Annotated in this window: 9 protein-coding genes; 3 read left to right on the forward strand and 6 right to left on the reverse strand. The window is 43.8% G+C overall.

Going from position 1 to position 14,054, the window contains the following annotated elements:
• The first annotated feature begins 25 nt into the window (after window positions 1-25).
• A complete protein-coding gene (locus G5B00_RS01180) occupies window positions 26-709 on the forward strand; it encodes a phosphoribosylaminoimidazolesuccinocarboxamide synthase (protein ID WP_163871415.1) in 684 nt (227 codons plus the stop codon).
• Between the two features lie 32 nt (window positions 710-741).
• Here G5B00_RS01180 and G5B00_RS01185 read toward each other — a convergent pair whose 3' ends face one another.
• On the reverse strand, window positions 742-1,887 hold the full coding sequence (locus tag G5B00_RS01185; protein WP_163871416.1) for an aldose epimerase family protein: 1,146 nt from the start codon (window positions 1,885-1,887) through the stop codon (window positions 742-744).
• Between the two features lie 647 nt (window positions 1,888-2,534).
• Between G5B00_RS01185 and G5B00_RS01190 the strand changes: the two genes are divergently transcribed.
• Together G5B00_RS01190 and G5B00_RS01195 are read left to right on the forward strand one after the other, a co-directional pair.
• Window positions 2,535-5,552 carry a two-component regulator propeller domain-containing protein gene (locus tag G5B00_RS01190; protein WP_163871417.1) on the forward strand — a complete coding sequence of 1,006 codons (3,018 nt, stop codon included), beginning with the start codon at window positions 2,535-2,537 and terminating at the stop codon, window positions 5,550-5,552.
• A gap of 5 nt (window positions 5,553-5,557) precedes the next feature.
• A complete protein-coding gene (locus G5B00_RS01195; RefSeq protein ID WP_163871418.1) occupies window positions 5,558-6,337 on the forward strand; it encodes a response regulator in 780 nt (259 codons plus the stop codon).
• Between the two features lie 20 nt (window positions 6,338-6,357).
• On the opposite strand, the gene G5B00_RS01200 is transcribed toward G5B00_RS01195, so the two are convergent.
• From G5B00_RS01200 to G5B00_RS01220, 5 genes are all read right to left on the reverse strand, one after another.
• The gene (locus G5B00_RS01200) at window positions 6,358-8,172 is read right to left on the reverse strand and encodes a glycoside hydrolase family 2 protein (protein WP_240894342.1); all 1,815 of its coding nucleotides are present in this window, start codon (window positions 8,170-8,172) and stop codon (window positions 6,358-6,360) included.
• Between the two features lie 219 nt (window positions 8,173-8,391).
• The gene (locus tag G5B00_RS01205; protein ID WP_163871420.1) at window positions 8,392-10,110 is read right to left on the reverse strand and encodes a GMC oxidoreductase; all 1,719 of its coding nucleotides are present in this window, start codon (window positions 10,108-10,110) and stop codon (window positions 8,392-8,394) included.
• Between the two features lie 33 nt (window positions 10,111-10,143).
• Window positions 10,144-10,683 carry a gluconate 2-dehydrogenase subunit 3 family protein gene (locus G5B00_RS01210; RefSeq protein ID WP_205966239.1) on the reverse strand — a complete coding sequence of 180 codons (540 nt, stop codon included), beginning with the start codon at window positions 10,681-10,683 and terminating at the stop codon, window positions 10,144-10,146.
• A gap of 102 nt (window positions 10,684-10,785) precedes the next feature.
• Window positions 10,786-12,432, reverse strand: coding sequence for an FAD-dependent oxidoreductase (locus G5B00_RS01215; RefSeq protein WP_163871421.1), 1,647 nt, complete (start codon window positions 12,430-12,432; stop codon window positions 10,786-10,788).
• A gap of 201 nt (window positions 12,433-12,633) precedes the next feature.
• Window positions 12,634-14,049, reverse strand: coding sequence for a Gfo/Idh/MocA family oxidoreductase (locus G5B00_RS01220; protein WP_163871422.1), 1,416 nt, complete (start codon window positions 14,047-14,049; stop codon window positions 12,634-12,636).
• Window positions 14,050-14,054: the final 5 nt, after the last annotated feature.

Raw genomic sequence — 14,054 nt, forward strand, 5'->3', positions numbered from 1 at the left:
TTTGCGGCCGCTAACAAAAAATACTATGCAACTGATATATCGAGGAAAAACAAAAGATGTCTATAAACTGGACAACAACCAAATCTTACTGAAATTCAAAGATGATGTGACAGGCGAAAACGGTGTCTTCGATCCAGGAGCCAACACCGTAGGACTGACTATCGAAGGAGCCGGAAAATCCGGGCTGAAAATGACCAAATACTTCTACGAACTGCTCAACAGCCGTGGCATCCCTACCCACTTTATCGGCGCCGATCTGGACAACGTGTCCATGACCGTCAAGGAAGCGCAGGTATTGGGCAAGGGACTGGAAGTCATCTGTCGCTACAAAGCCGTAGGAAGCTTCCTAAGACGCTATGCGGCCTATTGCCAAGAGGGCCAGGATCTGGATCGTTTTGTCGAGGTCACGATCAAAGATGACGAACGTGGTGACCCTGTTATTTCAGAAGATGCTCTGGCGATGTTGGGCATCCTCTCCAAAGAATTGTACCAGCAGCTCAAACAACTCACCCAACAAATCTGTGATATTGTCAAGGAAGAGTTGGCAAAAAAAGGCCTCGAACTGTACGATATCAAATTGGAATTTGGTTACGACAAGGCAACAAACCAACTCCTTTTGATCGATGAGATTTCGGGTGGAAATATGCGTGTCTACCAACAAGGAACGTATATCCCTCCATTGGAATTGGAAAAGATATTTTTGTCCTAACGGATATACTCTTATCTCTTTCGCAACAATTCTTACTCCTTAAGGCCAAATCGATAGATGCTGGAACTTGTATAAGTATTGCCGGGTTCCAGTATCGTCGACGGCCAGTTTGGTTTGTTCGGCGAGTCGGGATAATGTTGGGGCTCCAGGCAAAGCCCGGCATACTTATGATAAAATATCCCCCCTTTACCCTGTCTTGAACCATCCAGCATATTGCCGGTGTACACCTGCAATCCGGGTTCCGTGGTGTACACATCCAATAGGATACCCGTACGAGGGGAATATACACGGGCAGCAGGCACCTCCGGACTACGCGTGTCACGCAGTACATAATTATGGTCAAATCCTTGTGCCAACTGAAGTTGAGGGTGTAGGCTATCCCGTTGCAATGCGGCTTCAACCGAAATCGGATTTGTAAAATCAAATGCTGTAGAAGCTACATTTTCAATATCTCCTGTAGTGATGAGTTCTCCATTTAGTGGTGTATAAGCATCTGCATTTACCAAAAGAACATGATCCAGTATAGCATTCTTTGGGCCACCCGATAAATTAAAAAAACTATGGTTGGTCATATTAATGACGGTCTTTTTATCGGTTTTCGCCAAATAATCTATTTTTAACGTATGGTCGTCTTCTAGACGAAAACTGACTTCAACATGCACTTCTCCCGGAAAACCAGCCTCTCCATCCTTCGATACATAGCGCAACAGCAGCAAGCTATCCGCGACCTGTTCCGCATCGAATACCTGGTTTTGCCATCCCTCTGCACCACCATGAATAGTATGGTTGCCGTTATTCAAACCGAGTGAGACCGTATCACCGTCTAAGGGAAATTTTCCATAAGCAATCCTGTTTGCAAATCGTCCTACCGTAGCGCCAAAGGAGGACGGTTTCACCACATACTCTTGTATATTGTCAAAGCCCAATACCACATCCTGTAGCTTACCATCACGGTCCGGGACCATAATAGAGACTATTCTACCTCCATAGTTCGTGATACAGATCTCCATGCCGGAAGCATTCTTTAAGGTAAACAAATCTGTTTCTTTACCTTTGACTATACTTTGGAAATTCTTGCGTTCCAGTCCGGAAACTGTTTTTTGCTCTTCCCGATGATTGCTACAAGAACACCATATCAATACCAGGACCGAAAGTATGCCTAGGGAATTTTTCTTCATTTCTTTGTTTTTAGAGCCTGTTTAAATTTTATTGCTAAATATTTTATAGCTATTTTGAGATGGATTTTTTGCTTCGTGTTGGCAGATTTAGCGGGCTAAATCAAGAATATGAAGTGAAAAATAGGCTCAACAGAGCATCAAAATATAGCAAAGATAAAGCTAAAAAGACCATAATAAAATTTTCGGTAAAATTTTAGACAGGCTCTTAGACTTACCAATATTACGGATTTCTTTTAACATACATTAGGGTGCACGACAAAATGCAGATTGTTGAAAAATCATTGTCATTCCGACAGCTTGTCCCGAACGCATTCGGGAATAGGAGGAATCTATCTTTGTGGCTAACAGATGTCTCCTATCGTCGACATGACATAAAAACGGATTTTTGTCGTGCACCCATACATTATGTTCATCTAAAAATGTCGACATTCCCATAAAATTTCAATCAAAATCGTATCATAAAAACACGATTTTGTCTCAAAAAAACTTTTCTAGCCCCTAGTGTTTGACCGTTATAAAAACTTCCCCTATTTTTATAAGATAAACCTGTGTGCATGTTATCAAGACTTTGGCTATTTCTTGTTCTTTGCTTTTTCTCTACACTGCTCAGAGGGTCGCCATCGCCATACTATTTCAATCACTTTCAAGTGAACAGGGGACTATCAAACAATGCTATACTGTGTAGCGTACAGGACAAGGATGGTTTTATTTGGTTTGGTACCCGAGACGGGCTGAACAGATTTGATGGATACCGCTTCAAGAATTTTTTCCATGAATCCGAAAACGAAAAAAGCTTGGGAAGCAACCTCGTCCACAGCCTTATGGTACGCAATACAAATGAGATCTGGGTCGGTACGGACCAAGGCATCTACATCTACAACCCCCAACAGGAAGAATTTGCTCGTTTTGATAAGATCTCCAGAAGCGAAACCTTACAGATCTCTGAAGACCGGCAAGGAAATATCTGGTTTATAACCAACAGCCGACTTTACAAATACGACCCCAAAACACAACAAATTGACAATACCTACGCACAGCGTTGGAATGAAAACATCCATGCCTTCTGTATTGACCATGACGATAATGTCTGGGTAGGTCTGAGAGAAAGCATCTGCCATATCGCAAGCGGCAAGCACTATGTATTTGCAAGTGGCAAGCAAATCTCGGGCGGAGTCGAAGAATTGTTTGTAGACAAAAACAATGACATTTGGATCGGAACCTCTCAAAACGGAGTCTACAGATGGAACAGAGATTCAAAAAAAACACAACAAGTCATCAAAGATATCGGCAACAAACCTCTATATGTACGGGATATCGAGCAAATAAATGAAAATCAATTGTGGATAGCCACCGAAAGTGGGCTATTTATGCACGACATCAAGTCACAGCGTACGCTGCATGTAATACATGAAAAAGACAATCCCTGGAGTCTTTCTGACAATGCTGTTTATACGGTATTGAAAGACAATCAAGATGGAATATGGGTGGGCACATTTTTCGGCGGAATAAACTATTATCATCCGCAACACAACCTTTTTGAAAAGATCTTTCCCCGCAATTCGCCCAACACTATCGGTGGGCACGCGGTCAGGGAAATTGTGGAAGATCCGCAAAAAAATCTTTGGATCGGCACAGAGGACCAAGGACTATCCTATTGGGATCAAAAAACAAAAAACTTCATAAATTTTGGACCCGAAGCCGGATTAGCGCATACCAATATACACGGATTGTTGATTGCAGGAGACAGTCTGCTCATCGGCACTTTTTTTCAAGGACTCGATGTCATGGACATCCGACGAAAAAAAGTGATAAAACATTTCGATTCCAACAACACCCATCAAACCCTAAAAAACAATTTTGTCTACCATATCTGCAAGACTTCCAAAGGCAAAATTTTATTGGCCACCGCCCCAGGAGTTTATCAGTTTATCCCTGGAAAGGATCAGTTTATACCTTTCAAAGCGGCTCCTGGATACATCTTTTTTACGTATATATTTGAAGACAAAGACCATAATTTATGGCTGACCACCTGGCGGGATGGTTTGTACAGAGTAGATTCCGAAGAAAATGAAGCTATACGTTTTGTACACGACCCCAAAGACCATACCTCTATCAGCAGCAACCGTGTCAATCGTGTATTTCAAGATTCCAAAGGACAGATTTGGGTGGCCACAGAGAGCGGATTATGCCTCTATCATAAAGAACATGCGTCCTTTAGACGTTTCTCGACAAAAGAGGGATTACCTAGTAATCTGATCTTGGCCATGCAAGAGGATGACCTGGGATATCTTTGGATATCGACTACAAAAGGGTTGGTAAAAATGGATATTCAGTCCCACAGAATTGAGACCTATAGTCTGGAACATGGTTTATTGGACTTGCAATTCAACTACAACTCCGCTTTCAAGGATTCCCAGGGCCTGCTTTACTTTGGATCCTCAAAAGGACTTATCCGATTCAACCCATCTGCTGTCACCGATCTGTACAAAACAGATTTTGACACCCCTATTTATATCACCGGCATACAAGCCAACCAACAGGAGCTGACTATCCAAGACCATAACAATGCCTTGTCCCGATCCATTTTGTACACCGACAAAATAAAGTTAAAATACGATGAGTCGACCATTAGCCTAGACTTTGTTGCATTAAATTTTGCCTCGGCCAATTCCACCTCTTACCTTTATAGACTGGTTGGGTTGGACACGACCTGGACTTTTTTGAGAAATAATGCAAAAGCTAATTTCATTAAAATTCCTCCGGGAAAGTACACATTTGAAGTCATGGCGGCCGATGCCAATAAGACTCCTATCTCCAAAATAAAATCCCTGGAAATTGTCATACTTCCTCCCTATTGGGCCAGTGTCCCTGCTTATATCATTTACGCTTTACTGACCATAGGCCTCATAGGTTGGATGATTTACAATTATGACCGAAAAGTGAAGGATAAGAATAGGCGACGTCTGGAAAAGATTAAGGCACATAAAGAAAAGGAACTTTATAAAGCCAAAATGGATTTCTTTATGCAGATTACCCACGATATCAAGACACCATTGACCCTCATCAAAGCTCCCCTTGAAAAAATCATGGAGGGCAATGAACCTCAAAAAGCAGACAAGTGGCTAAAAACTATTCACCAAAACACCGAAAAGCTACTCTTAATGACGGACAATCTGCTAGATTTCAGAAAAGTAGAAAGCAATCAATTTTCATTAAAACTAAAAAAACAATCGGTGAGTTCCCTCATTTTGATATGTTTACAAGATTTTTCCCCATTGATAGAGAGCAAACAGATCAAGCTGACCACAAAGCTGGACAAGCGTTTATATGCCAATATCGATATCGAAACCATTTATAAGATCCTGTCCAATCTCTTATCAAATGCCTTCAAATATGCGGAAAAGGAAGTTTATATCAACCTGTACAAAACAAGGGAAAAAACGGCTTTCTGCATCGAAGTAAAAAATGATGGGATTTTACTTTCCGACGAAGAGATCATGCAGATTTTCGAGCCTTTCCAACGCGCCAGTACACATTATCGCGTGAAGGGATCGGGCTTAGGGCTGGCATTGGCATACTCATTTGCTTCGCTGCACGGCGGAAAACTGGAATACAAAAAAAACACAGAAAATTTGAATATATTTGTCTTAGAGATACCAATATAAATGCTATGCAAACAGATTTTGAAACCGAAAAATCCATTGTCTTATTAGCAGATGATCACGAGGATATCTTGGATTTTATAGCTGATGACCTGGAGGGCAAGTACGAAGTGGTCAAAGCGCGAAATGGACAAGAGGCTTTAGATTATGTTTATCTGCACGATGTCGATCTGATCGTCAGTGATATCATGATGCCTCAACTAAATGGCTATGAATTTTGCACGAAGCTCAAAGAGAATGAAAAATATTGCCATATTCCTTTTATTATGCTGACAGCAAAGAACAGTTTGCAATCCAAAATAGAAGGCTTGGAGTATGGGGCAGATGCCTATATCGAAAAACCTTTTTCTCCAAACTTTTTAGAAGCTCAGATATCCAGCCTCCTACGCAATAGAAAACATGTGAAAGATCATTTCCAGCGTATGCCGAGCAGTCCATTGGACATCAGCGGACACAATAAATCCGATCAGATTTTCTTAAAGAAGCTCAACAAACTTATTTTGGAAAACATGGCCGACCCTGCTCTGTGCGTAGATATGTTGGCAGATCGACTGTATATGAGCAGGCCGACGCTCTATCGAAAAATAAAAGTACTGTCAGACCTGTCTCCCAATGAATTGATCAACCTCACCCGGTTGAACAAGGCCACCCAGCTATTGGTGGATGGTGAACACAAAGTTTATGAGATTGCGGATCTCTTAGGCTTCAGTACGGCTTCACATTTTTCCCGCAATTTCCAAAAACATTTTGGAATCAGCCCTAAAGATTATGCCGCAAAGCATAAATAACCGTCCTATCTCCGATCTAATCAATCGATAGAATGGAGATAAAGCACTTCGTGCATTTTCTTCAGCTCTACTTCCGGAATTTTGATCACTTTTCGATCATAGGTCATGAGACCGTTAGTCTCGACTTCTACATCCGTAGTTTGGGTATATACACCGGCAGATAGCCCTCTTTTGATAAGCTCGTTCATATCATGGACCAGTTCTCGGTAGCGTTTCTTCAAGGCATCTTTGTTTTTAAAAGATTGGTAGCCCCAGTTGTCTTTATCCTGCCAGGTATGATGCTCTATGGGCAAGCCCAGTCCACCAAATTCACCCAAAGCCAAAATAAATTTATCGCCAAACAGACTAGGATCCGGCATAGCGGCATCCGGATAATTGTGTATATCCAATATATGTCCGGTGTACGAGAAGTTGCCTCCGCTCGCGCTATTGACCAATCTCGACGGATCATAATCCATGGTCCATGCTGTAATTTCCTTTGTCTTGAACTGGCCCCAGGCTTCGTTGAACGGAACCCAAACCACAATACTCGGAAAATTGTGCAAAGCATTCATGATGTGTTTCCATTCCCTTTTGTAAATTGCCTCCGATTCGGCTGTCCTATTCTTGTCATGCACACCATTGGAAATCTTACCGGGCTGCATATCCCACACATTTCCGCCCAGATCACCACTTGGCATATCCTGCCACACCAAAATACCGATACTGTCACAGTAGCTATACCAACGTGCGGGCTCTACTTTGATGTGCTTACGGATCATGTTAAAACCCATTTCCTTGGTTTTGACAATATCAAATAGCATCGCCTCGTCAGAAGGTGGTGTATGCAATCCATCCGGCCACCAACCCTGATCTAACGGTCCATAATTAAAAACAAAATCATTGTTCAGAAATATACGCTGTATGCCGTTCTTGTCTTTCTTCATTTCAATTTTGCGCATGGCAAAATAACTCTTGATCTCATCAACCGTCTTCCCTTTTCGGACGACTTGTATAGCCAGATTATAGAGTTTAGGGTTATCCGGGCTCCACAATTGAGCTTGCGGTATCGACAGTTTTACGGAGTTTCCGACAGAAACAGAGGTTTCAGCGATTATTTTATCTTTATCAAAGGCTACGACCTTCAATTCATCTCCTGCTTCAGCATGCTGTATGTCAGTCTCGACATGCAACACGGATTGATCCACATCGGGGGTGTGCTTGGTATGAGCGATAAAGGTAGACGGTACAGACTCTAGCCAAACGGTTTGCCAGATACCTGTAACCGGCGTATACCAAATACCATGGGGGTTGTTGATCTGCTTTCCCCGTGGCTGAGGCCCTTCATTGGTCGGGTCCCAGACACGGATAGCCACTTCTTGCTTTTCTCCCTTTTTCAAGGATGGGGTAATATTGAATGAGAAGGGATCAAAACCGCCTTCGTGACGCCCCACGTGCTGTCCGTTCACATAGACATCGCATTGCCAATCCACCGCACCAAAGTGAAGAAGAACATGGCCTTTTCTAAGCTGTTTGGAAATAGTAATTGTATTGTGATACCACAACGCTTTGTCTTTGCCGACTCGTTTTCCCACACCGGACAGGGCAGATTCTACCGAAAAAGGCACTAAAATATCTCCTTCCCAATCTGCGGGTACAGTAGACAGCTCTCTATCGACGATCGCATACTTCCAAAAACCATTGAGATTTACCCAATTGTTTTCCCGCACCAGTTGCGGGCGAGGATATTCGGCATGTGGCTTTTTATAATCCAGATGCTCTCCCCACGTCGTTAGGATCTTGCCTTCCACAGGCTTCCAAACTTGTGCCTGTGCCGTGAACCAAATATTTGTCATAAGACATGCAAATACAAAAAATCTCTCCATGAGCGCTTCGATTTCGGTTTATGTCTCAAAAATGCAATATAATACAAACATAAACTTAACCTTTTTATTCAAAATAACGTCAAATCGTCTCAATAATGACAATATGTTATCCCTCTTTAATAGACCTATTGCCAAGTACAGGTAGCAGAGATGGAGGGTGTCCGAGAAGTCAAAAATTCAGTGAACCACCTATAACGTTCCATCTTTCAGCGATTTCACGGCATGGTCCACAGCTCTCGCTGTCAGTGCCATATAGGTCAATGTAGGATTCTGTGTACCGGTCGAAGTCATACAGGCACCATCCGTGACGTACACGTTCTGGCAGAGGTGGAGCTGGTTCCACTTATTCAATAAAGAAGTCTGGGGATCATGTCCCATTCTCACCCCTCCCATTTCATGGATATCATTTCCCGGACGACGGGGATCATCCCTGGTCCTGATATTCGTAAATCCCGCTGCCTCATACATGGCGGTCATCTGCTCGTAATAATCTTGGCGCCTTTGCCAATCATCCTCGGCATAGTCTATGGAGATATGCAAGAGTGGCACGCCCCATTTGTCTGTTTTATCGCCATCCAACCATACCCAATTATTTTCTTTCGGAATAGTCTCGGCCATCATGTGTGAATGTACACGCCAATTACTCCATTTTGAGTCATCCAACAGGGCATTCTTGAGTGCATCGCCCACAGCTTGGGTATCTCGGATCACCGCACGGTTTGCCCCAAATGTAGCAGCCCATCCCCGTAGGAAGCCTGTTTCCTGATGGGTTACATTACGGAAATTGGGGATATATCCCCCTCCTGCCGGATTGCGTCCATCGGTACGGTATTGCAGCAATCCATCGTATTCGGCACTGATCCGAGCAGTATAATTATGGAAAGCCACGTATTTACCCAACAATCCGTTGTCATTTCCAAGTCCTTGCGGAAAACGATCAGATTTGGAATTAAGCAAAATGAGATTCGTATTCAACGCCGAAGCGTTCACAAAAATCACAGGAGCAAAGAAATCCATCTCTTCTAAAGATTCCGCATCGATCACTTTGACACCGGTGGCTTTTCCGGATTCCTGATCATACAATATAGAATGCACTACGGAATGTGGCCGTAATGTCAGATTACCTGTTTTTTGTGCCCAAGGAAGTGTAGATGCATTGCTGCTGAAATATCCGCCAAAAGGACAACCACGCTGGCACAGCACACGGTGCTGGCATTTCACCCGTCCCTGCTGGATATGTATAGGCTGTGGTTCGGAAAGATGTGCGCATCTCGCACTGATGACATGCCTGTCCTTAAAATTGTTGTCGACCGATTGGCGAAAATAATCCTCTACAGCATTCAATGGATACCCCGGCAAGAAGTCGCCATCCGGAAGCGTATACAATCCATCTTTATTTCCCGCTATACCCACGAAACGCTCTACATAGCTATACCAGGGTGCAATATCCTGGTATCGGATCGGCCAGTCTACTGCAAATCCGTCCCGTGCCGGCCCCTCAAAATCATACTCGCTCCAACGCTGTGTCTGTCTGGCCCAGATCAGCGATTTCCCTCCTACCTGATAGCCACGTATCCAATCAAAGTCCTTTTCCTGAACGTAAGGATGCTCATCGTCTTTGACAAAAAAATGTTGAGAATCTTCTCTATAAGCATAGCATCTATTTGCAATAGGATTTGCTTGCTTATCGGCATATACGATCTCTCCACGGTGTTCCAGCTCATACGGATAAAGGTTGGTAGTGGGGTAATCCTTTATATGTACGACGTCACGACCTCGTTCGAGAACCAATGTTCTGAGCCCTCGCTCCGTAAATTCTTTTGCTGCCCAACCACCACTTGCACCCGAACCGATGACTATAGCATCGAAAGTCCGCTCCTTTACACTATCTATATTTAAGTTTGCCATGCTCTCTCGTTGATAATTAACAGATCTTCATTATTATACCCCTTCTACTTTTACATAACCGTTATACCGTCCCGGTACAAGCTCATATTTGATCAAGTTGGTCATAACGTACTTCGAATTCAGATACCCTTGTATTGTCCTGCGTTTGGTAATGGCATAAAATCGCGTGATATCTTCATCCTGAATTTCCGGGATAGCCTCTACAACAGCAAGACGTTTGTCAGGCTCCAATTGTATAAAATCCCTTCCCAACCTATCGTATGCATAAGCAGAAAATGCAGTCAATCCTTTTATAAAGATTTCCTGATCCTCCGGATTATGACAATCGTCCACCATCTTCAAAACAAAAAGATGCAACAGCAATTCCTTTCCGCCAGGTGTATCCGAAGAAGGAATAATGGTTTCAACCAGTTCAGCAAGTAGATTTTCATGCTCCTCCTCAATAACCAGATGGGTCAGTTCTATGGTTACCTTGCCTGATTTCCGATAACAGGCAGGGAGCAAAAGTGTTCCTCCGGCAATATACAATAATCTACGAAGGGCAGTCCTTCTATTTATAATATCTCTATTCATTGGATTCATTTAAAAATCAGCACATGTAGTCCTTCCAAGTTATTGGTCACAAGACTAAACAACAGGAAGACAGGGGAAACTCATTATATAAAACTTCTACAGCTACGGCTTTGACAACACCTGCTTGCATTCCAATAAAATTTTCTGGAGCTTGGCATAAGATACATCCTGAACCCCCGTACCTTCATCTATGGCCAGAGAAGCCGCCGCCGCTGCACTTTGTCCCAGAATCATAAATACTGGTTCCATCCGTATGCTTCCGAACGCGATATGCGAACTGGAGACACATACCGGAACCAATAAATTTGTACATTCCCTTTTTTGGGGCACAAGTGAGCCATAAGAGATTTTGTAAGGACCCTTTTTCGGTTTTACACCGATATCCCCCTCATTCTGTACATACCCATCTGCTTTCACATACCGTTGGACATTATGTGAGTCGAGCGTATAAGACCCCATACCCACAGGATCGGAAATCTCCCGTTCGCTAAAGGTATCGTGTTCCGTCATCACATGCTGTCCTACCATCCGACGGGCTTCTCTGATGTACAACTGATGTGGCCAATGCCCATTGTCGATGAACTCATCTTTTGCCAATCCCCATTTTGCCATTTCGTTCCGCACCTCCTTAGGTACCTTGGGATCATTGGCCAGAAAATACATAAGTCCTTTTTGGTATTCTTCATGCTCCTTGATGATCTCTTTTCTGCGTTGGTAACCGGCTTCGGGATAGTCGTAGTTCATTCCGATAAAATCGGTACTGAAGGGACCATGATTATTTGTGTCGGTTTTGCGGTTGGGTATAGGGTCAAACTTATGGAATGTTTCCCTCCAACCCGAAGCAAAAACCCGTGCCAACAACTCATAGTTATCCGGACTATAATTGTCCGGTTTTGTAAAAGGTACACGGTTGTCCGGATGACTGCTCAGACACATACGAAAGCAGTAGGCCTGCACACGATGGTCACCCGTACCATATACACCAGGGTCATCCACAGAGACCCCATATAAGAGCCCACTGTTCCGGTCTCCCGGCACAACATAAGGACTAATGTCATGTCTGAACCAATGCTGATGGTGCAATACGCCTGTTTGTACACCATTCCATCTCTCTCCGTACACACTATTTGCTTCGCGTCCCACATGATAACTTACTCCCGCGGCTGCCAAGAGATCACCCTCATAGGTCGCATCGATAAACATCTTTCCCACATAAGTGTTCCCACTAAGTGTCGTGATGGAAACGATACGCCCCCCCTCTTTCAGCACTCCCTTCTCCCTGTCCAGCCACTCCTCACGCCGAACCTCCAGATCATATTCTTTCACATAATCCTCGAATACACGCTCTGCCACGTGAGGCTCGAATATCCACATGGTACGCTCATTTCCATCTATAGCAGGAGTTCCTTGTCCTTTGTTGCCATATTCTGACTGTCGCTGCCAGCGCCAGGCCACGCTGTCCTGATAGTGTCGGTACACCCTGTGATAAAAATCACGTGCCAATCCACCGATGACAGACTTATCACCGGTGTCCGTAAAACCAAGACCACCCGAAGACAACCCACCCAGATGTGTGTCCGGCGACACCACTATGACAGATTTTCCGGATTTCTTCGCCTGCACAGCAGCAGTGATGGCAGCCGAAGTGCCTCCATAGATGATCACGTCAGCACGGTATTCATGGCAACGGGTCTCCTGGTACGAAAACAACAGCCCTATCGCAACAATGTACAGTATGATATGTTTCATGGGAATAAATTGTTTTTTAAGATGCTGTATCACGCACCTATTGGTATAGACCATTAAAGGGCCTGATCTGTAAGATCCCTTTAGCTCAAGGTGTCAGACCCCAAGCTAAAGAGATTACAGCTTTTATATAATGGTTTTACGGCTTATCTAGTTAAGAAAAGAATCAAGCAGGCAGGTAAAACGGCAAAAACATTTATCCCATTAGACCTTATAGTATTGCTCCCAGCCTTTAGCCGGGGGTGGCCCTACCAACAATGCGTTCGCAAACTTATCGTTGACAATTTCCTTTTTTACCGGATCAAAGTCTATCTTCTTATTTAACCGTTGCGTAATGACTCCTAAACAAAACACCTGACTCAACGGTCCCGCAATTTCAAATGGAGACCGGGTCTTTTCCTCTCCCTTGCATGCTTTCAGGAAATTGGCAAAATGGTTTGACGGAGACTTAGGTACTTCCGGAAGCTTATTCTTTAGATCATTCGCTTTTGATTCGGGAATAATCTGTAAAGTACTACCATGCGAACCTCCTTTAAACGTTAAGTCTTTTCCGTATATAATCTTTCCAGGATTCAGTTTTACAGGTTCGATTTTACCTGTACTTGGCGGCGGAATATTGGGATCTAGACCAGACACACCATAGCCTTCGGGAATCTTGGGCAGATTGTCCAGTCCGTCGTACCAGGTGATGTCTACAGCCGGCATACCTTTACGTTTCGGAAAATGAAATTTAATAGTAGACGACATCGGAAAGAAAAAAGAGTTGTGTCCTTCCAGAAAAGTTGGGTCAATACTTGTCGGCAGACCTAACTGCAAAAATTCGTGTGCGGTATCGAGAATATGCGCACCCCAGTCACCCAACGCACCCATCCCAAAGTCAAACCAACAGCGCCATTGGCCATTCACGAAATCTTTATTATAGTCATGCCCGAGCGTTTGCATCTGCCATAGTTCCCAATCCAATGTGCTTGGAACTTTTTCCGCCTGCGGGAAATTTTTCATATTCGGATCCCATCCGTGCCAGCGACGTGGCATATTCATATGTGCATCGATCCGGGTCACATCTTTGATGATACCCGCATCTTTCCAGGCTTTAAATTGGAAATAATTGGCTTCCGAGTGTCCCTGATTACCCATCTGTGTCACGACCTTACGTTGCTTTTTCGCTTTTTGCATCATAAGCTCCACTTCCCAAAAGGTCTGTGCCATAGGCTTTTCGACGTACACATGCTTGCCCAGATCCAAAGCGGTCATGGTGATCGCAAAGTGGGCAAAATCGGGTGTACCTATAGATACAGCGTCGATCTGATTGGCCATTTTATCAAACATCACCCGAAAGTCCGTAAACCGCGGAACATCGGGAAACATCTTTAAAATTTTCTGTGTATGTGGGGCTTCCATATCCACATCGCACAGTGCGACAATATTACAAAGCCCGGTCTTGTACAGGTCTTCAATGATGGCTCCGGCACGGTTTCCCACACCTACACAAGCTAGATTTACCCGCTCGTTAGCAGAAGCAAAAGGGATTTTTCCGAGCAGACTATTGGATAGCATCACACCACCGCCGGCCATGGCGGCACGACTAATGAAACTACGACGCGAAAGGTAATGATTCATCTTTT

The sequence above is a fragment of the Parapedobacter sp. SGR-10 genome (assembly GCF_011030405.1).
Lineage (GTDB): Bacteria > Bacteroidota > Bacteroidia > Sphingobacteriales > Sphingobacteriaceae > Sphingobacterium.

Excerpts from the sequence above, each read along its gene's own strand:
- G5B00_RS01180 (WP_163871415.1), top strand. The coding sequence starts at position 26 with ATGCAACTGATATATCGAGGAAAAACAAAAGATGTCTATAAACTGGAC.
- G5B00_RS01185 (WP_163871416.1), bottom strand. The coding sequence starts at position 1,887 with ATGAAGAAAAATTCCCTAGGCATACTTTCGGTCCTGGTATTGATATGG.
- G5B00_RS01195 (WP_163871418.1), top strand. The coding sequence starts at position 5,558 with ATGCAAACAGATTTTGAAACCGAAAAATCCATTGTCTTATTAGCAGAT.
- G5B00_RS01200 (WP_240894342.1), bottom strand. The coding sequence starts at position 8,172 with ATGACAAATATTTGGTTCACGGCACAGGCACAAGTTTGGAAGCCTGTG.
- G5B00_RS01205 (WP_163871420.1), bottom strand. The coding sequence starts at position 10,110 with ATGGCAAACTTAAATATAGATAGTGTAAAGGAGCGGACTTTCGATGCT.
- G5B00_RS01210 (WP_205966239.1), bottom strand. The coding sequence starts at position 10,683 with ATGAATAGAGATATTATAAATAGAAGGACTGCCCTTCGTAGATTATTG.
- G5B00_RS01215 (WP_163871421.1), bottom strand. The coding sequence starts at position 12,432 with ATGAAACATATCATACTGTACATTGTTGCGATAGGGCTGTTGTTTTCG.
- G5B00_RS01220 (WP_163871422.1), bottom strand. The coding sequence starts at position 14,049 with ATGAATCATTACCTTTCGCGTCGTAGTTTCATTAGTCGTGCCGCCATG.